Genomic DNA, 21,806 nt, shown 5'->3' with positions numbered 1-21,806 from the left:
AATTTATTAGAATGTGATTTTACATCGTAGATCCTCAGCTTATTTTTAGGTAAGCTGGGAGAGATGTGGCGATCACAATATGCTTTTAGGTAGGGTAAAGGTAAATGTACTGCCTTTTTCCCATTCTGATTCTACCCAAATTTGACCACCAAGACTTTCAACTATTTTCTTCACAATGGCCAAGCCCATTCCTGTTCCGTTATATTCTTCCTTTCGATGCAATCGCTGGAAAATCACAAATATTTTGTCATAATACGCAGGCTTGATACCTATTCCATTATCCTTTACCGAAATGACCCAGTGATCCTCCTGGTCTTCACAGGTAATTTTCACTATTGGTGGTATGTTTTGCCTGCTGTATTTGATTGCATTGCCGATTAGATTGTGCATCACTTGAAGGATTGGAGAAGGATACCCTTTGATCAAGTGGTGACCTTCAAAGGACAATTGACCATTTTTATCTTCCAACAGGCGCTTTTGAAGAAGCCCTACCTCATTTACTACCTCACGTAGATCTATAGTTTTGACTTCCTCCTCCTGTTTGCCTACACGAGAAAACTCCAGTAGATCCAAAATGATTTGTCGCATTCTGACTGCCCCACCTTTGGCAAATTCTATGTAGCGAAGTGCTTTTTCATCCAACTGGTCCTGGTAGCGCCGTTCCAATTGGGACAAAAAACTTGACACCATGCGTAGTGGCTCTTGGAGATCATGAGAAGCGATATAAGCAAATTGCTCCAACTCAGAATTGGATATAGCCAGTTCCTTGGCTTGTTTGGCAAGGTTTTCATTAAGGCTTTTAAGTGATTCTTCATAGGACTTCTGCTCAGTCATATCAGACATAGCACCTATGGCACGAATGGGCTGTCCTTGGGGATTTCGGATAAAGGAAGCCCTATCGATGACAAAAGAATAATTACCATCAGATTTTAAAAAACGAAAATCTTCCACCCAATGATTGACTTCGCTGTTTTCCATCATTTTTTGGATTTTTGTCCGGATTCTTTCCCGATCTTCTGGGTGTATGAGCTGTAGCAGTTTGTCAAATGTGGGGTGAAATATTTCCGGATCGTAACCGAAAAGGGTCAAGAAGCCATTCCCCCAGTACAACTGGTTTTTCACTATATCATAGTCCCAAATGGCATCATTCGTAGCTTTTGCTACTAGCTCAAAGCGCTCGTTTGAGGCTTCGACTTCGGCCTTGGCAATTTTTTCATGAGTGATATCTTTGAAATAAACAGTCAGTCCTGCTTCAGAGGGGAATACTGAAACACCAAACCATTTTTTAAGGTCAGAAAAATAATCTTCAAAATGTTGAATCTCTCCAGTTTTAAGCGCCAGCTCATAATGGGCCCTAGAGATGGGGTTAGATTTAGAATCAAATATTTCCCATAAGTTTTTTCCTAAAATACTGTCCCTTGAGACTTCTAGAAGTCGCTCTGCCATGTGATTCCAATAGGTCACATTCAAGTCCGTGTCTACTGCGAAAAACCCATCCCCAATACTTTCTAGGATGGTGTTTCTCTCCTCAAGTAGATCTTGCAGATCGAGTTCCGCAACCTTTCTATCATGAATATCCTGAAAGCTGCCAAAGGCTTGTAGAACTAGACCATTTACTACTTGGGCATTGCCTATACATCTGACCCATTTTGGATTGCCTTTTGGAGTGGTCAGTAGTAATTCGAGATCAAAGGGTTCACCCAACTTTATCAACCGATCCATGGCCTCTCTGGCTTGGTGTTTATGATCTTCTTGATAAAAGGTATAGGCTTTTTCCAATTCTACACTAGAGAACTCGGTTTCTAGAATTTCCCGAGTAGTAGTAGACCAAATTAATTGAAGAGGTTCCTCATCAGGGTTGACTTCCCAACTGCCGATTTTGGCCATTCTAGCGGATTGCTCCAGCAGGTTTTCGAGTGTTTTTTGATCTGTACTATCTAGTATCAAACTATCCCAAATCACCCTTCCGTCAGCCATTTTTACAGGGCTACCGAGGCCGTTTAGGTATCGGATTTTACCTTCATGAGAGAGAATTCGCCATTCACAACTCCAATTGCTCAGGTTTTTTGCAGAATCCAGAATGCTTTTCTTTAAAATTTCCACATCACCACCCAGTTCTGCCTGAGTCCAAATAAGTCCACTATCCCGCTCACAATCCTCCGGACTAAGTCCCCAGATTTTTTGGGAGCCTTGGCTGACATTTCGCAATTCATTTCGGCCATCCGGGTAGAGAATGTATTGGAAGATGACTCCGGGTATGCTATCCGAGACACTTTTGAATCGAAGTTCTACCTCTTTTCGCTCATGGATGTCTTGAATCGAACCAAATAGACGTATACACTTTCCCTCAGCAAACTCCGCCTCACCTATGGATCGAATCCAGCGCTCTTTTCCTTTAGCAGTAATGATAGGGGCTTCAAATTCATATTTCTTTCCAGTTTTAATGGCCTGTTGTACTTTTTCAGAGACCATCTCACGAAACTCTTCCCTGTAAAATAGGATGGCTTCTTCCAAGTTGGGTTTGTAGTCAGGCGGAGTTTCATGTATTTCATGGGTCGTCCTGGACCAATGAAGCTCATTAGTATTGATATTGACTTCCCAGCCGCCTACTCTGGATAATTTGGAGGCGTGCAGAAGCAGCTCTTCCAATTTTTTGAGTTCTGTGATATCTCTGCCAAAGGCAAAAGCATTGGAATCGCTGCCAAACAAACCAGAAGAGCTCCAGGATATATACCGGTATTCACCGGATTTGGTACGGTACCGGTTGACAAAATTTCGTGCCAGTCGCTCACCGCTAATAGTTTCCTTGTACTCTTTGCTCGTTTCTGGTACATCATCAGGATGAAGAAACTGTAAAAATGGAGTAAAGGTGAGTTCTTCGGCTGAGTAACCCAATAATTTACAAAAAGCGGGATTGACCTTTGTGAAATAACCCTTTGGTGAGGCAATGGCCAAGATATCGGGGGCATTTTCAAAAAACTCCTTGAGTTCCTCTTCTTGTTGCTTTCGAATGATTTCTTGCCCTAAGACTTCCTGAATCACCTGAAAAATAGACTGGGTATGTGGATCGTTATCTAAATTGGAAGCTGAGAAAATAAGGAGTGCTCCTATGGACTGATCTCCAGAATCGATAGGGATGCCTATGCCTGATTTCAACCCAAAAGTTTGGGCAGACTCCGCTCTAATAAAATCAGGGTGTGTTCCTAACTCGCTCCAGATCGTGATCTCTCTTTTTTGCCAGACTGTACCAGGAAAGCCCTTTGCTTTCTCGAGTTGGTGTAGGATATCCTGGTTTTTGTAGATCGATTCGTACTCTTGTTTTTTTAGGTAGTTGGATGCGAGGTTGAGTGTTTGATTGTCAGGGCTTTTTAGCCATATTTCTGCAAGCTCAAAGGCACCAAAGTCTACAAGTAGCTGGCTGAGTTGGTTTAAGGCCTGATGTAAGCTTTGTTCTACTTTGAACAGCTCAGAAATTTTGGACTTGAGCTCTTTTTTCTCTTGATCTATTCGAAGTTGAGTTTGATCTCTCAGTACGCCGATCATCCTGATGGCTTTTCCATGCTGATCTCTGATCATAAATGCCTTTTCTTCTACAAAAGCATAAGAACCATCACTTTTTAAAAATCGGAAGGTGTTCTCCCACCTTGTTTGGTCAGGGGAAATGATAAACTCATCCCACTCCTTAGACTTTTTTCCTACATCCTCCTGATGCATTAACTCAGTCCATTGAGCAAGCGAAAAGTTGGCTCCATCCACTGGGTGGCCAAAAACCCGTGTGAAACTCTCTCCCCAGGTAAAATGATCTTTTTCTACATCCCAGTCAAAAATGGCCTCATTTGTAGATTTATTGACAAGTTCGTAGCGCTCGTTGGACCTTTTGATTTTTTCTAAATAGTCAAATTTAGCCATCAGAATGCTGACCAATCGATGCGTTCGCTCCAAGGTGGCTAACTCCTGCTCACAGGGAGTCTTGGGATTTGGGAAATAGTATGCAACAGTTCCTATGGCTTTTGATTCGGGCGAAATCACCGGGAAAGACCAACAGGCACCGATATGATAAGACTTAGCGAGATCCTGATAATCTTTCCAATAGGGACTATCAAAGACATCATTGACGAGTATTTTCTTATTTAAAAAAGCCGCTGTGCCGCAGGACCCTTGATTAGGCCCGATTGGGAGCCCTTCGATTTTTGCAATGTGCTCAGGGTCTAGGGAAGGAGAACTTAAATTATGTAGTTTCTCATCTCTGATGCGGATGATAGACCCATGGAGATCGGGGATCAATCCTTCCAGTCGAAGGATCAGGTCATCAAAAATTTCTTTTTCGCAGGCATTCTCCAATAGGCTGGCCTCCATAGCCTTTTTTTCTATCGATTCGAGTGCTCTGAAATAATGCTCTCGACTGACGTCTCGCATGGCTCCGACCACTCGGATTGCTTTGCCTAAGCCATCCCTAAGAATAATCGCTTTATCGTGCACATAGGCAATTTCCCCATTGCCTTTGACTAGTTTGAATTCTTTGATCCAGGTAGTTTGTTCTCTGTCTTTCAGTGTGTTTCGGAAGCTTTCTACGACGCTTTCTCGATCTTCCTGATGGATGGACTGATTGATTAACTCATTATTTTCGGCCTCAGATAGAATGGGAAGTTTGAAGTTTTTTTGAAAACCTTCTCCCAAGAAAAGTTCTTGGTTTTTTGGGTTAAAATCCCAAATGCTTTCAGAACCTGCTTTCATGACCAACTCGAAGCGATCATTACTTTTTCGAAGGAGATTTTGAGCAGTGATCACTTCTGTAACATCTACTGAGTTTACTACAATTCCTTCAATGTCAGGGTCATCACTGAGATTAGTGGCTACACTCTGCAGCCATCTCCAGCCATCCTTGACATGCTTCATTCTAAAAGGACGCCCTTTGATTTGTTTTTTCTCTTGGATGAGAGAATACTCTTTATTCACCCTCTCAAGATCTTCGTGGTGGATAAATTGTATTGCGCTATGCCCTAAAAAGTTTTCTGGAGGACCTCCGAAATAGTACTCATAATTAGGACTCAGATAGTCGTACTTTCCCCCTTTGATGATGGCAATCAAATCGGCCCCCTCTTGGGCAAGAATTTTAAATTTCTTTTCGCTTTTTAGGAGTTGTTGTTTGGCTAGGTGCTCAGCAGTAATGTCCTTGAAATTATCGATAATACCATTAATTACCGGATCATGAAACATATTGGTGACTGTGGCTGAAATCCATCTCCATGAGCCGTTTTTGTGCTTTACTCTTGCAGTATGTGCGGGCATAGGGACACCGGGTTCCTCTAAAGAATTCAGGACTTGACGCTCCACTCCCGAGTAGTCATCAGGATGAATGATGTCAGCCAGTGACTTTCCCATGATTTCCTGCTCTGTATAGCCCAATACCCGATGAATAGAAGGGGAGACATAGGAGGGTTTTCCTTCCGAATTAAGAATGGCAAAGGCATCGTCGCTATTTTCTACAAGGGTGCGAAAACGCTTTTCTCTTATTATTATTTCTTCATTGGCGATTACTTGGGCAGTAATGTCAGTGTGTGTCCCAAACATCCGTAAGGGTCTACCTGATGAATCGTATTCCATCACTTGTCCCCGGTCCAGTACCCATACCCAGCTACCGTTTTTGTGCTTCATCCTAACCTCGCATTCATAAAATGGACTTTTTCCGGACAGGCAGTTTTGAAGCCATTCCTGGGAGGTATCTAAGTCTTCGGGGTGAATAAATTGCTCACGGGTTTTCCGGGTGATTTCCCCGAGCTCGTCTAAGGAGTAGCCGATCATTTGGGCCCAGCTTTCACTATAAGTCAGCTTGTCCTCCAGAATATCCCATTCCCAAGTACCTACTTGGGTGGCTTTGATGATATTATTTAAGCGGATGTGCTCCTTTTTAAATTCTTCTTGGGTACGCTCCAGTTCTAGTTTTTGCTGCTTAAGCTTGACCAAGTGGATCACCTGAGAGGCTAGTATCTTCAGTCCTGCTATTTGTGATTCATGGAGTTTCCTTGGAACCTTATCCATCACACATATACTTCCTAAAACGGCACCATTACTAGCTATTAAAGGGGCTCCTGCATGAAAGGAAATACCATCTTTCGATTGGACTAGTGGGTTTGTCTTGAACTTTGGATCTTTTCTAGCATCTTCAAGTACGGTTACCTCATCTGGCCGATGTAGAAGCTGACTGCAAAGAGAATGCTCTAGAGAAATAATAGGTGGCTTAAGTCCCTTATTTGCTTTAAAAATCTGTTTGCCTTGGATAAAAAATGAGATGAAAGCATAGGGCACTTGACATAATTCTGCCGCAAGGTCGGCTATATCGTCAAACTCTTTTTCCGAGCCGGTTTCTATCAGCTCTTCGATCAAAGCTTCAGTGATGTTTGCTATGTTTTCCAAAGGCCTCATAGTTTTCGTTTAAAAAGTATTTGCTGAATGGGTTATTCAATGTAAGGATAATTTGGAAATTTTTATTCTGTAAAGGCTCGAAATGGGGGATTTTCTTCTTCGAGTAAAATTTGTGATTGTTCTTATTCAATATTTTAAAGATATTTGAATAATTACTTTTTCTTAATTCTTAACACATGCGCCTATGTTAAATCCCGATTGGTCTAAGGTCATCAATAATTCCATTGAAATCTTACAGAAATCTGATAATGGTATCGTCTTATTGGATATGTATAACACTATTTTGACACCTGAAGAAGCGGCTTTTAATAAGGTCACTGTTACTCCCTACAATGCACTGAAATTTATACAGCAGCAGTTTTCTGCTTTGGGTTTTGATATTTATAAAAAGGAAAATCGAATCAAAATGATTGCTTTACTGGAAGAGATAGATCGACAAATGAATGAGAAAAGAATAGCAAAGCTATAGGGAGTTTTGAGTTTTTTAAAACGGTCCACATTCATTTATTTTTTGCAAAAGGCAAGTGGAGATTTAAAAGGGGAATTTAATAAAAAAGATACTCGTTCTCCTCTATTGAGTGGTATCTCACAGAAATATGCTTACCTTAATGTCCAAGGTTCCCGATAGTAAGCGAATCGAACAAAGATATTTCTGTACACCCGTCTACCCAGCCATCAGATGAAGTTTTGGAATCAGTACAAAAGTGTCATTTGGAGAAATTTGAATCTAGGAGATTTGTCTATCCAAGGTTTGGTTTTTTGGCAAAATCAACTTTTCTATATTACATTACTCTACCTGATACCCTTTAGTTTTTTGGTATTTATTCCGGGGTTTTATGTCGCCTATCTGGAAGAGAGATGGTTTTTGATCATCAGTGATCTCATTGCTTTAGGGATTTTGGCGGTGGTCGCATTTACTCCCTGGCCAAGTGTCAAAATGAAAAAGATGACATTTGTTGCTTTAATTTATTTCCTAGCCATGGTAATGATGATCGAGTTGGGGCTTTTGGGTCCGGGTTTGATGTATTTGGTAGGAGGAGCAGTATTTACCGCTTTGTTATTGCCCAGACCTTTTTGGAGGCTTTCAGTTTTTGGTAGTGTATTGGTTTGTTTGCTTTATTACTTTGCCCAAGACGCTACTTGGGCTTCTATTCCCGATGATCAGACAGTCGGATTTTTACACTTTTTGGCAGTAATTATTAATGTGTTTTTTGTCAATGCGATCATTTCTATTCTCTTGCCTTTACTGCTCAAGAAAATGGAAGACAATTTATTACTTCAGCGAGAGCTTATGGAGCAGTTGGAACTCAGTAATGAGCGATTAGATAGCTCACTCAAGAAATTAGAATTTTATAACCTCAGTATTGGTCAACTGGTAAAAGTGACCTCACAGGAACTCCAAGAGCCACTTCGAATGATCTCCGCCTTTCTCAAACGAATCAAAGACAAATACCATGATCGCCTTGATGAGAAAGGGTTGAGCTTTATAGATTTTGCGATGAAAGGGGAGAAGGACGTGAGGGATATTGTCATGCGTCTATGGGAATTTTCAGTGGCTGAGAAAACGGAGTGGAAAGTAGAGCCTATTGACCTCAATGGATTGATAGATGAGATTTTACTGTCTTACCGAAGAGAAATAGAGACCTATCCGGTCAAAATCGAAAAGGAAGAGCTCCCTCAAGTATGGACAGATAAGGAGATGATTACGGCTATTTTCACCAATTTATTGATGAATGCGGTACAGTTTTCAAAACCACAGAGTGAAAACCTGGTGCAGGTAAAATTCGAAGAGAAAAAAGAATACCTGATTTTCGAATTTGTAGATCATGGCATTGGGATAGAAAGAGAACAGTTGGAAAATATATTTTTGGCTTACAGAAAAGTTCCTATCCAAAACTATAAAAGAAAAAGAATAGGACTGGGGCTCCCTATCGTCAAGCGGGCTGTAGAGGCTCTTCAAGGGGAAGTTTGGGTAGAATCTACATTTGGCACAGGCACGACGGTCTTTGTTTCCTTGCCTAAAAAACTCAAAGAAAACCCTGCCATCTCTCAGTTCACAAGTGCATAAGTTAGCACATATTCTAGCTTTAAAAGTGAGGTGAAGATTAGTTGTTTATTCTCGGGAAACCTGCTTTAGTTTTTACCAGCCAGTCAAATAATTCAATCAGTAGTTCTTCCTTCAGCTCTGTGTTTTCCCAGGCCAAATTTTTCCGCTCTCCGATGTCCTCTTTTATATTATAAAGCTCTACAGAATCACTCTCATAAAAATAAATCAATTTCCAATCTCCACTGCGAATCACCGAGCCGGGGTTACCACCCTGATTCCCATAGTGTGGATAATGCCAAAAAAGTTGACGGTCTATTTGAGTTTCAGTCCCTTTCATCAGTCCTTTCAAACTCCTTCCATCCACAAGGTTTTCCTGAGGGTTTAGTCCTACTAGATCCATTAGAGTAGGTTTAAGGTCATTTGAGATTACGGGAGTTTCAATTACTTTTCCTCCAGTTAGCGAAGCAGGCCAACTGATAGCTAGAGGGACACGGATGCCTCCTTCATATAACCAACCTTTTCCAGCTCGGAGAGGAAGATTACTGGTTGGGCTACCCTCCGCAGTGGAGAGTCCGCCATTGTCGGAGAAAAATACAATAATGGTATTTTTCTCTAGTCCTTGCCTCTCAAGTTCGTCGAGTACCTTTCCTACAGCCTGATCCATGGCCTCGACCATTCCGGCATAGACGGCATGGGCTTGAGTGGTGCGGTTTTGATTGTTCCACTCCGGCTCAAAATCGTCTTTTAGATTCATATTTGCTCGTTTTTTCAGGTATTTTTCCTCCAATTGGGGAGTGGTCATGAGCGGGGTATGCACGGAGTAAAAGGACAAGTAAGCGAAGAATGCTTGATCTTTATTTTCTCGGATGAATTGGGCTGTTTCCTCTGCCAATCGATAAGGAAGGTATTCCCCTTCGGGACCGTTTTCCATTCGAGGATTATTATAGGGAGAAAAATATTTACTGCCTGTAGAAGGCGCACCTTTACTGTTCCCTCCTATGTTGATTTCGAAACCTTGATTTTCTGGCCAAAACTCCTCGGATTCTCCCAAGTGCCATTTTCCTGCAAAAAAAGTACGATATCCTGCCTCCCAGAATTCCTCCGCGAGCGTTTTTTCATCCAAAGCCAAGTTGGGTTCGTAATGAGCGGGCTTTAGCGGTTTGTCACGTGTCCAGTGACCTTGGATTTCGTCGGGCTGAGGCGCTCCAAACCAATCTGTATTGTAGGTCTTGGAGGGATATTTCCCTGTCATGATACTTGCTCGTGTAGGAGAGCATACAGGTGAGGCAGTGTAGGCTTGAGTAAATTTCACTCCCGAATTGACTAATCGGTCGATATTTGGTGTCTCATAGAAATCACTTCCAAAACTCCCCAAGTCTCTCCACCCCAAATCATCAACTAGAAAAAATACAACATTAGGTGTTTCTTTAGTTTGGGAATAAGTTGACATGCAGATAAGCAGGCCGAGTAATGAAAAGATGGATGACTTTAACATGGGTGTTCTTTTGATCAATTAAGTTTAAGCTTCCTTTTTGAAAATCCCTAATGCCCTTTCCATTATACAGCGTATTTGAATTTTTAGGCTTAAGGATTGAATGATTTCACCCTCTGTCGGTAGGAAAAGTGAAATTCTGACGATAATTCCCTCGATAGTACATCTTCTTATTATCCACCTTGTTTCCTATGGTTTGATCGGCTTTTAGGTTTATATGGCTTTTGGATTGAATGATTTGTACCCCAATGGTCAAGAGGGACAGGATAGTTTTGGGGGCGAGAAAATGACTAACCCAAAAGACCATGAAACACAATTACTTACTGCTAAACAAAGGTTTGCTATTCCTTCTGATTTGCCTCGGAATGAGCGTAGCATCTGCAGCGGCACAAGGAAAAGGCAAAGCCAATGGAAATCCCTGTAATTCTTCAAATCAGTATCTCTATTGGACAGGAGAGGAGAATGATGATTTCTTTAATGAAAATAACTGGCGCCTGACCCGGGAAAAACCGAGTGCACCTAAGCCTCCGGGGCTGAATGGAGGAAGCGGGGAATCTGCAAAACCTGCCTGTCTTCCTGGGGCTAACTCCAAACCTTGGGAGATTTGCCCCAATGCCCAGAATCCTAAAAAAGATGCCCATCCCAACTTGGGGACTTTGGAGCCTGGAAAAGCCATCGACTACAATTTATGGATAGAAGGAGCTGAAATCACTGCAAGGGGCTCGATCCATTTTGCTTGTGACCAAAAAGGAATGACGGTGGTTTCATCTCGGATGATGGTAGAAGGCAGCCTTGAGCAGGGAGTACTTTCATTAGATGGAGAAAGTACCGTAAAAACCCAAAATGAGGAGTGGAACTCAAGTTTTTCTGTCAATTTCCTCGATCCGGCTTCTTGGCTTTATGTCGGTGAAGTTAATCCTTTGGAGCTTCAAGAGCATCTTGATCAGGTGATGATTTCCAATGAGATTGGAATTTTGGATCAAAATTTCCGGATCAATCAATACTATCAAAAAGGAGCTATAATCCGTCCACTTAATGGGAATTTTTCTCCTCTTGAGGGGTATGCCTCCTCAGGTGGAGCGGGAGCGCCTTTTCAGGAAGACATTATTTATAAGGGTGGAGCGATTCCATTGGGGGATAATTCACTTTCGTCTTTCATTTTGAAGCGTGGATTCATGGTCACTTTGGCCAATAATCCTGACGGAACGGGCAAAAGTAAGGTGTACATCGCTTCTGAGGAAGACCTAATGGTGGATGATTTGCCTGCTTCGATGCAAGGAAATGTGAGTTTTCTACGAGTGGTACCGTGGAACTGGGTCACCAAAAAAGGAACAGGTGGTTTTTTTGATGAATTGGACGCCGGATGGTATTACAACTGGGGCTTGAGTGCAGTTTCTCGACCTAATTACGACTATGTCCCCATGGCTTGGGGTGCTGGAGGCGCATCTCCTGCGAATATCCAAAATTTGATCAATAAGAAGAAGCCTTCTCATGTATTGGGTTTCAACGAATCTGATAATTGCAATGGAGAGTCTGGGCAATTCAACAATCTCTGTGAACCTGCTGTAGCAGTTGCCTACTATGAGAATTTAATGGGTCTAGGCGTTCGACTGGGTTCGCCAGCTCCTCGGGAAAATGGCCCCACTGGCTGGTTGAGAGAGTTTAATGAAATAGCCAAAGCTCGAGATGTTCGTTTTGATTTTGTGGCTGTTCATTGGTACGATTGGGGAAGCGGACCTGCTAATAGTCCCAATGCCAATCCTCAGGAGATCTTTAACCGATTTAAAGCTTACCTGAATAATGTTCATCAAATCTATAATTTGCCCATTTGGATTACGGAGTTTAATGCCAATCCCAACAGGGGAAATGCCATTCAAGAGGAATTTTTAAAATTAGCCTTGCCTTATCTGGAGAGCTTGGACTATGTGGAGCGCTATGCCTACTTTCAGCCCAATCCTAATAATTCCCAAAATGATGTTGAACCTGCTTTTTATTACGATGAGGCTGGTAACCTGACCAATATCGGGCTGCTTTACCTCAATCACGAATCTACACCTTCGATTCCAATGCCGACCTATTCGGCTCCGAATAATCTGGAACAAATGGACGAGCCTTTTGTGGAGATTCCATCCAATGTACTAGCCTTTGAAGCAGAGTGTGGGGATTATCTCGGAAATCAATGGACGATCCTGACAGATGAATCAGCCTCAAACGGTCTGTACATCAAAGGAGATCCTAGCAAAGAAGGGGAAAGTGCAAATGCTATGCGGGTTCACTTTGAGTTTGATTTGGAAAGTGCAGATGATTACCGGGTTTGGATTCGGTCCAAATCTGTCAGCGGAACAGCAGGGGCCCTTTTGATTGGGTTAAATGGAGAAGAGCTAGAGCGAGTGGCACCTTTTAATAGTGCCGAGTTTACCTGGTTTCAGATTCCAAGATTTTATGATCTTGGAAAGGGAAGACATCGTTTAACCTTGGAATTCCCCAATGCCAGCATTCAATTAGATCAGGTTGCGGTTCTAAATGGCCCAAGTGATTTGGAATCATTATTTCAAGAAGAGGGCGCCTGTATTCCTGAGGGTTTTGCATGGGGAAGGGTGTTGACGGATATTATCGATTATTTCGAAGCTGAAGAGGCTAATCAGGGTCCATGGTGGGAACTGGAAATCAGTGAATCCGCCATCGGTGGATTGGCTGTGAAAAGCCTCGAAGGTCAGCAATCTTTAGAGAGTCCCTCAGGTGCCAAAGGAATTTTGACGTTCAACTTCGAAGTAGCAGAAGCCGATGAGTATGAAATTTGGGCCAAAATCCAAGCAAAAGCAGAACCTGAAGCGGCGCTCTGGATTTCAGTAGATGGAGAGCCTTTTAGAAAATGGACAGGTCTTCAAAATTCACTTTTTAAATGGTATTGGAAGAAATTTTATCACAGTTACGATGCTGAGGATAGGGACTTTTCCTACTTCCTCAGAGAGGGGACACATGAGGTACGCATCGGGATTGGCAGTGGAGATGTTAAGGTAGATCGATTGGCCATTGCAAGCAAAGGAAAACTTCCTGAAGAAGAGGATCCCAATGTCATTGCCCAAGTGGAGGGACAGCTGGAATTTGAGGCAGAGGATGCTACACTCCTAGGAACTGCCTTTGTGGTGAATTGTGGCACATCTTCCAATGGTGAGCAGGTTAACATGCGAAATTTGAATACCAATGGGGTGAGATTTGACCAAATTATCACTGAGAGTGCAGGTACTTATGTTTTAAATGTCAGCTATATGAGTGCAGTCTCCAGATCTTTCCGATTGGTAGTGAATGGGGAGTTAATTGGGCAGCAAACGGTCGTCTCTTCAGGGGCTTGGTGCTTCGGGGGAGGTTCTCCCGCTATTTATCAAGTAGAGGTAGATTTGGAGGCTGGGATCAACAGTATTGAGATTACACCATTCAATGGAGACGCACCTTTTATAGATAAGATCAAATTGGAAAAAGCGACTTTCGAAACCATTTCTTTGGAAGCAGAAGAAGCTCAATTGATTGGGGCTGTCAATGTGGTAAACTGCGTGACTTCATCTAATGGCCAACAGGTTAATCCATTCTCAAGTGTGTCCAATGCCATTCGCTTTTCTGAAATCCAAATTGACCAAGCGGGGACTTATATCCTCGATATCTCCTACATGTCAAAAGTAAATCGCAGCATGAATCTTCTAATCAATGGTGCTACTCCTGAAAATTTGAATTTTGAAAGCTCCGGTAACTGGTGCTTCGAGGGAGGTTTGCCGGGCATCAAAGCGGTAGAAGTAGAACTGACAGCCGGTCAAAATAGCATCGAATTCAAACCGGATGGTTCCTCAGCTCCATTTATTGATAAGATATCCATTCGGCCTTTGGAAGCAGAGAACCTCCGCGTAGTCACAGTGGAAGAGCCTTTAGCAGAACAGCTATCCACAGATTGGATGATTTATCCCAATCCCCTTTCTCAAGGAAATACACTTCATATAGCTATTCCCGAATTTGATGGGCAGGCTTCGCTTGTTCAACTGTTGGATATGAATGGTCAAACTATTCTCTCTCAGATACTGCAATCAGGAAATCATGAAATAGATTTGCTAGATAGCCTGCCCTCTGGAGTCTACGTAATTCTGCTTAGACAAGGGTACATCTGGCAGAGTAAAAAGCTGATTGTTCAATAAGAATCTGCACATTTATAATTTCAATATAGGGCGGGAGAGTTTAGGCTTTTCCGCTCTTTTTGTTTTTTGTGCACATATTTCAACAGCTCAGCTAAATTTCTGAATGATTTATCCTCAGGCTTGACCTATTTCACCCCCTTGTAAAAGAACTCTCGTCGGTAGTTTAGCTCAAACATCAGATCTCCAATGGAGTTGATCAGGAATCGATTGACCCTTTGGTGTAAGATCCCTGTGTCTAGTCTTGAAAAAGGCTTAAATTTCCCATAAACCCAAATATGCCCAAACTAGTAAATGCGAACAGTCCTATTTACATGCTGGCTATTCTTTAGCCTGTCTTCTTCGGCTTTTTCATTTCAAAATACCAATGCTGAAGAATTTACGATTGATGTTTTAAATGTCAGGCGTGGATTATTGAGCAACTATGTCACCAAGGTGATCAGTGATGAATACAACTTCAAGTACTTCGCCACAGAGGGAGGGATCACCAAGTTTGACGGCTATGATTTTTCAGAATATAAACCGGGTCCTTCTTTTCAGGGCTTGGAAAATGAAAATATAGAAACCCTTTTCAAAGATAGAGATCACAAAATCTGGATCGGTACCAAAGGGGGAGGGCTTTCCAAACTTGACCCTCAGAAAAACAGCATCAAATCTTATAATGAAGCATTTAAAGATTACTCTGAGAAGCCGATGCGTGTCATTGCCATCAATCAATCCAACGATGGAAATATTTGGGTGGGAACTTGGGGTAATGGGGTATTTATTTTGGACCCACAACTCGAAAAGGTACTTGATCACTTTGCCTTTTCCCAGCCCGTGTACAACATTATCAATGATCAGTTTTGGAATATCTGGTTTGTCAGCGGTAATCAACTCATGAAATATGATCCTTCGGAAGAGCGTTTGTTACGTTTTTCTGCGGGGATGAATCCCAATAATTTGGTAGAGGATCCTGTTCGGCAAAAAATCTGGATGATCGGAAATGCTCAAAAAAAAGTGATCCTTCATGCCTTTGATCAGGAGAGTCAGAAGATTGAGAATCACAATCCGGCTATCACTGCCAATTTTGTAAAGAGTATTGCTTTGGATCCTCAGGGTAGGCTATGGATTGGTAGCTGGGGAGATGGCTTATTTATCAGCGATTCCGAGGTGGAGAATTTCAAAAAGGTAAATACCAATCCCCATAGTACGCTTGAAGAAAACATCAATTATTCCATCATCTTGAGTATAGATATAGATGAAAATGGAATCGCTTGGCTAGGAACTTCGCATGGAGGCGCGTTGATTCTTTACCCTAATAAGGGATTTGATTTTTCTAGTATAACTGCCCAAGAAGGGATAATAGACCGTAATGTGACCTCCTATCTGATCTCAAAGTCTGGCGTCACTTATAAGGGAACCCTTACAGAGGGTTTGTTTTCAAATCGTGATAATTTCGGCTATCAGCTGGTAGAGACAGTCAATAAATCAAAAGTTTACACCATCTATGAATGGGAAGATTATTTATTTATCGGTACTGGTTTGGGGATGTATGTCGCAAAAGCTGGAGATTTCACCAAAGTCCAGCGTTTTTTCCCTTATCAAAAAATCACAACAATTCTGGTAGATTCCAAAGAAAGACTATGGGTAGGGACGCAGCAGTCAGGCCTGAAAATGGTGGATTTCAATACCTACACAGATGTATCGTCGTGGACTACTTTTGAGGAGAATAATCCAGATCATCCTCTAGAAAATAATCGAATAAGCCAGATAAAAGAGGATGATCAAGGCAGGGTTTGGTTGGGGACCTTTTCAGGTGTCAATCGCTACGATGAAGGTAGCCGAAACTTCAAAACCCATACGGAGCTCTTAGGGGAGCAATGGGATCCGAATATTATCAATGATCTTTTTGTGACCGATGACAAATTATACCTTGGCACCCCTAACGGTTTGGTTGCATTAAGCATTAAGGATGATGAGCTGATAGTTGATGATTTTTTTGAAAAGAGTAATGGTTTGATGAATGATTTTATCTGTGCTATAGAAGAAGATAAATCTAAAAATCTCTGGCTGAGTACAACCACTACAGTGACCAAGTTTGATCCTGATTCTAGGAATTTCATTAATTATGACCGAGAAGATGGGGTGTTGATCAACTCCTTTCACAGTGGGGCCTCCTTTAAGGATAAATCGGGTAAAATTTATTTTGGAGGATCAAATGGTTTAGTGGGGTTTCAGCCTGAGGCCATCACTGAGGAGTTTAGCGTGCCCGAAGTTGTCCTTACCAAAATGACAGTCAATAATCAAGTCTTGCATGTAGGTGACGAAGTGAACGGGGCGATTATTCTGGAAAATTCCATTCAGAATACCCCAAAAATCAATCTGGATTATTCACAAAATCACCTTTCCCTGACATTTGCTGTGAATGATTTTTTTGGTCCGGATAATGTCTCCTATGCTTACCAGCTCAAGGGAATGAATGAGGAGTGGGTCTATCTTGGCACCTTAAATCAAATCAGTTTTACGGGCTTGCCTTGGGGGGATTACGAATTATTACTGCGTGCTAGCCGAAACAATCAGGATTGGAGTCCCGAGCGCTCCTTATTGATTTCTATTCAGGCACCACCCTGGCTGACTTGGTATGCTTTTGTGCTTTATGCTTTATTGGCATTGGGAATCGTGCTGCTGATTCGCTACATCTCATTGAGGCAGGCTAAGCTTCGTGCAGAACTCCAAATTATACAGATCGAGAAGGATAAGGAGCATGAGCTCAATGAGGCCAAAATCACGTTTTTTACAAATATTTCCCATGAATTCAGGACGCCGCTTACCCTGATTCTCAGTCCGGTGACAGAGCTACTGGAGCATTTTGATTTTAAGGAATCCGTGAAAGAAAAGTTGCTCCTCGTGGAGTCCAATAGCAAACGTATGCTCAGATTGATCAATCAGCTTCTAGATTTCCGAAAGTCTGAGCATGGACTATTGAGTTTGAAATTGAGTTATTCGGATTTTGTCGGATTTGCAAAGGAAGTATACCTGAGTTTTCAAAGTTTGGCAGCCCAAAAGAAAATCGAATATCACTTTGAATCTAATGTGGACCAAGCTGCCCTAGAGTTTGACAGGGATCAAATGGAAATCGTCCTCTGTAATATTCTTTCCAATGCCTTTAAATACACCAAGCAAAATGGCGTAATTACTTTTACCATTCTGGTAGAATCAGGAGAGCTGCAGGTAAAGGTGAATGATTCGGGTATCGGAATGAGTAAGGAGGAAGCAGCTAAAGTATTTGATCGGTTTTATCAGGTACAAAATGCCGAGACATCCAATTTGGTCGGCAGCGGGATTGGGCTTGCTTTTTCTAAAAATATAATCGATTTGCATGAAGGAGAAATTAGTATTGAAAGTGAAAAAGGAAAGGGAACCCAAGTACTGATTCGACTGCCGGTCCCTGTGGATCAAAGCGAGGACCTCAGTCAATTTGAAGAGGAAGGATGGGATCTGATAGCTGATTTTAAAATCAGTCAACAAGGAGATTTGAAAATCAACCAAAGTCAAAAAGCAGCTACTATTTTGATAGCAGATGATCATGAAGATATCCGAAAATACCTGAGGGGCTTATTGGAGAATGAATACCATGTGTTAGAAGCAGAGGATGGAGTGGCAGCATTGGAACTGATCAATCAAGAGATTCCGGATGTCATCATCAGTGATGTGATGATGCCCCGGATGGATGGCATCCAACTCTGTCAGGAAGTCAAAAAGCAAATCACTACTTCGCATATTCCTGTTATTTTATTGACGGCCAGATCCTCGGTGACTTATGAGATGGAAGGCTTGAAAACTGGAGCGGAGGATTACATTACCAAGCCCTTTAACCCAGGGATAGTCAAAACAAGGGTTTCCAATATCCTAGAAAATAGAAATAAGCTGAGAGAATATTTTTTGAATAAGGTACGGTTTGAGCCCGATACCCAAGCTGCCCCTGAATCTGATTTGGATGCACAGTTTATAGAAAAAGCGATTCAGCTAGTCAACGATAACATCCAAAATGAGGAATTTGGGATAGATATGATGGTCGATGAACTGTATATGAGTCAATCCACACTGTTTAGAAAGATTAAATCGCTGACTGGGCTTTCCATCACCGCTTTTATACGCTCCGTTAGACTCAAAAAAGCAGCCCAGATCATTTTGGAAAGTAACCTTAAACTGAGCCAAGTGGCATTTGAGGTCGGTTTCAACGATTACAAGCATTTCAAAAAATCCTTTCAGCAGCAGTTTAATTGTCTTCCTTCAGAATACAAACAAAAGATTGTGGAGAAAGCCAAAGAAGCTTGATTTTTTCGAATTGTCGGAAAGTGACAGGGTCAAACTATAAATGAGCAAAAAAGCGGCTGTGGATCATTTCACCCCCTATTTTTTAATTAGAATGGCGGATTTGCCCCAAGATATGCTCGATTCATACCCTTTAACCGGGCTTGGATTCAGCAAATTTGACCTGTGAATTTATCAATAACCCAAAACCTTCCTTCTATGGAACATAAAAAAAGCAGAGGAAATCTATCCGTCAGGATGAGCAGGGAATTCCTTTCTTACCAAAAAATCCTAATGCTGGGATTGCTGCTATGCTGTACATTTTCTACGGCTTGGTCATTTCAAGCTGTTTCTGTCAAAGGACAAATAAGTTCGTCGGATGGAGAGGCACTTCCTGGTGTAATTGTATTAGAAAAAGGAACCAATAACGGAACGGTAAGTGATATCGATGGTAACTATTCCATCTCCATTGCTTCACCCGAGTCGGTTTTGGTATTTAGCTTGATTGGCTTTAGCAATCAAGAAGTAGTAGTAGGAAACCAAACTACCATCAATATTTCTCTTGCCGAGTCGGAAGCATTGCTAGATGAAATAGTAGTGGTCGGATACGGAGAGCAAAAGAAACTTAACCTGACTGGTTCGGTAGAGACGATCAAATTTGACGATGCAGTCAATACGCCGGTGACCAATAGTGCGCAACTGATGTATGGAAAGTTTGCCGGAGTGCAGCTGACCCAATCTACCGGACTACCTGGAGCTGATGCTTCGGCGATAGTGATCAGAGGGATAGGGACATTTGGAGGTTCAAATCCCCTCGTTGTCATCGATAATATTCAATACGATGGCTTAGCAGAATTTAACAATTTAGCGCCATCAGATATAGAGAGCATTTCTGTGTTGAAAGATGCATCAGCTTCTGCTATCTATGGAGCAAGAGGAGCCAACGGGGTGCTAGTTGTGACTACTAAGAAAGGCACCAAAGGCAAGTTTTCCGTGGATTACAATGCATTTACGGGTTTTCAGCGCGTGACTGTTGTGCCGGAGTATTTGGACGGGGTCAATTATGCTACGCTTCTCAACGAGCGGACACGTAACATCAACGGACCCGACGCCCCACTGCGATACTCAGAAGAAGATATCGCGGCGATTCGTTCGGGAAGCAATCCCGATCAGTATGCCAATACCAATTGGGCTGAGGTGGCATTGAGAGATGCCCCGATCCAAAATCATTATTTATCCGCATCCGGAGGCACAGATCGTATGACTTACAGACTTTCACTTGGCTACCTTAATCAAGAAGCTGTAGTGAGAGGGAAGTTCAAATCAGACCGAGTCAATCTAGGAATCAACCTGAATGTAAAACCGAATGACTGGTTGACTATTACCAATGTCACCAATGCCTATTGGTCCAGATTTATGGGGCCAAGTGGGGGAGCAGGAGCCATTACTGGCGAAACCGGAATCATCAATCAGTTTCAGCGCTCGACACCTACTGTGCCAGTCTATTATCAAAACGGGGAGTTTGGAATCGTAGATGGAGCGTATGAAAATGTCAATTTCTCCTTTCCGATCAATAATGTGCTCTTGACGGGTACACAGGGAGATTTTTCCAGAGACAATATCAATATCAGTGAGCGAATTGGATTGACGGCAAAACTTGCCGAGGGCCTTTTCTTTGAGACCAGTGGAAGTGCCATTATCAATTTTGCCAATATATCCAATTTCAACCCTCGATTGACGACACGGGACTGGGAAGGAAATGTAGTCAATCAAAATGACTTGAATTCCCTGTCCAATAACCTGAATTTCAACTATCGATTATTGAATGAAAATATTTTACGCTACAACACCAATATCCAAGGCACGCATAATTTAGGCTTCCTTTTGGGCCATTCGGTGATTTATGACAAAGTCGATGGCTTTAGCGGTTCTCTACAGGGTTTTCCTTCAGATGCTATCCAAGAATTTGATGGTGGAGGAGTGCTTAACCCCTCAGTGAGTGGAGGAGCCTCCGAGGAAGCTTGGCAATCTTTCTTTGCCCGAGTGAATTACAATTACATGGAAAAGTACCTCTTCGAGGCGAATGTCCGAAGAGACGGTTCCTCGAAGTTTGGAGCGAATAATCGCTACGGTACATTCCCTTCACTATCTGCAGGATGGAATATCGCTCGGGAATCGTTCTTAGAAAACTCAAACTTCCTCTCTGACTTGAAAATCCGCGCCAGTTGGGGATTGAGTGGAAATGACCGAATCGGAAATTATATTTTCGAGCAGACCTATAATACGGGATTGGATTATCATTTGGGTCAAGATGTGATTGTGCCGGCAGTGGCTTTGACTTCTTTGGCCAACCCATTCATCACTTGGGAAACTATCGAGCAGTTTGACATTGGGGTAGATGTGGCCTTGCTAAGCAATAGGTTGAATATCACGGCAGATTATTTTAAGCGAATCAGCTCAGATATTCTGTACACCAATTTCCCGATTCCTAATTCTATTGGAGTCACTAACCTGGCTGCACAAAATGCCGCGGGGATGGAAAATAGCGGCATAGAGATGAGTGTGAACTACAGAGAAACCATAGGTAAACTCACGCTAAATCTCAGTGCCAATGTCACTAAGATGGCAGATAACAAAGTGACTGATTTGGGCCCCGGTGGAGAAGAAACCATCTCTGGTCAAACGATTATTCGAATCGGAGCTCCTTTCAATGCTTACTATGGCTATCAAGTGTTGGGTGTATTCCAGACGGAAGAAGAGGTAGATGCTGCTCCTCAGCAGTTTGGAAACAATCAAACCGCTCCCGGTGATCTTCGTTATGCGGATTTGTCAGGACCAGACGGTGAGCCAGATGGCGTGATTGACGCCTTTGACCGAACCATCATCGGAAATCCTTTTCCCAAGTGGATCTATGGATTCAATGCAAATTTCCAAATGTCAGGTTTTGACTTGAGCCTTGTCTTCCAAGGTGTAGGCAGAGTGGATCGTATTCTCAATAGTAATGGACAGCAACCCATGCCAGGTGATAGAAACAATGCACTTTCTTACTGGATCGATCGCTGGACTCCAGAAAATCCATCGGAGACACTTCCTAGATTGGGCGGTGTAAATAATACCGTAACCTCTACTTTTTATGTCCAAGACATGTCTTATTTGAGACTGAGAAATATCGAATTGGGATACACCTTTCCAAGCGATATTTCCAAGTTTGCCTTGATGAAGCGAGCACGAATCTTTGTCAGCGGACAAAATCTGCTCACTTTCACCAAAGTGAAGAACTTTGATCCAGAGAGACAACGTGGAGGAAATACTGATCTCACCACCCCGCTTTATAAAGTATTTTCAGCAGGTGTAAATCTCAAATTCTAAT

Annotated in this window: 7 protein-coding genes; 5 read left to right on the top strand and 2 right to left on the bottom strand. The window is 42.3% G+C overall.

Annotation, left to right across the window (positions count from 1 at the left end; all coding sequences use genetic code 11):
* Positions 1–72: 72 nt before the first annotated feature.
* Entirely contained in the window at positions 73–6,414 is a 6,342-nt protein-coding gene (locus tag BLQ57_RS10885; RefSeq protein ID WP_169712736.1) for a PAS domain-containing protein, read from the bottom strand.
* Between the two features lie 193 nt (positions 6,415–6,607).
* Between BLQ57_RS10885 and BLQ57_RS10880 the strand changes: the two genes are divergently transcribed.
* The gene (locus BLQ57_RS10880; protein WP_087939394.1) at positions 6,608–6,892 is read left to right on the top strand and encodes a hypothetical protein; all 285 of its coding nucleotides are present in this window, start codon (positions 6,608–6,610) and stop codon (positions 6,890–6,892) included.
* Positions 6,893–7,102: 210 nt separating this feature from the next.
* Positions 7,103–8,491 carry a sensor histidine kinase gene (locus BLQ57_RS10875; protein WP_087939393.1) on the top strand — a complete coding sequence of 463 codons (1,389 nt, stop codon included), beginning with the start codon at positions 7,103–7,105 and terminating at the stop codon, positions 8,489–8,491.
* Between the two features lie 37 nt (positions 8,492–8,528).
* On the opposite strand, the gene BLQ57_RS10870 is transcribed toward BLQ57_RS10875, so the two are convergent.
* The gene (locus tag BLQ57_RS10870) at positions 8,529–9,920 is read right to left on the bottom strand and encodes a sulfatase (RefSeq protein ID WP_244887419.1); all 1,392 of its coding nucleotides are present in this window, start codon (positions 9,918–9,920) and stop codon (positions 8,529–8,531) included.
* 347 nt (positions 9,921–10,267) lie between these two features.
* Between BLQ57_RS10870 and BLQ57_RS10860 the strand changes: the two genes are divergently transcribed.
* From BLQ57_RS10860 to BLQ57_RS10850, 3 genes are all read left to right on the top strand, one after another.
* A complete protein-coding gene (locus BLQ57_RS10860; RefSeq protein ID WP_087939391.1) occupies positions 10,268–14,143 on the top strand; it encodes a glycosyl hydrolase in 3,876 nt (1,291 codons plus the stop codon).
* Between the two features lie 291 nt (positions 14,144–14,434).
* Positions 14,435–18,460: a hybrid sensor histidine kinase/response regulator transcription factor gene (locus BLQ57_RS10855; RefSeq protein WP_087939390.1), complete on the top strand. Its 4,026-nt coding sequence runs from the start codon at positions 14,435–14,437 to the stop codon at positions 18,458–18,460.
* Between the two features lie 195 nt (positions 18,461–18,655).
* Positions 18,656–21,805: a SusC/RagA family TonB-linked outer membrane protein gene (locus BLQ57_RS10850; RefSeq protein ID WP_087939389.1), complete on the top strand. Its 3,150-nt coding sequence runs from the start codon at positions 18,656–18,658 to the stop codon at positions 21,803–21,805.
* Position 21,806: the final 1 nt, after the last annotated feature.

Origin of the sequence: Algoriphagus faecimaris, from assembly GCF_900101705.1 — a bacterium.
Lineage (GTDB): Bacteria > Bacteroidota > Bacteroidia > Cytophagales > Cyclobacteriaceae > Algoriphagus > Algoriphagus faecimaris.
Note: the sequence above shows the minus strand (reverse complement) of the source record. Positions and strands in the feature narration are given on the sequence as shown.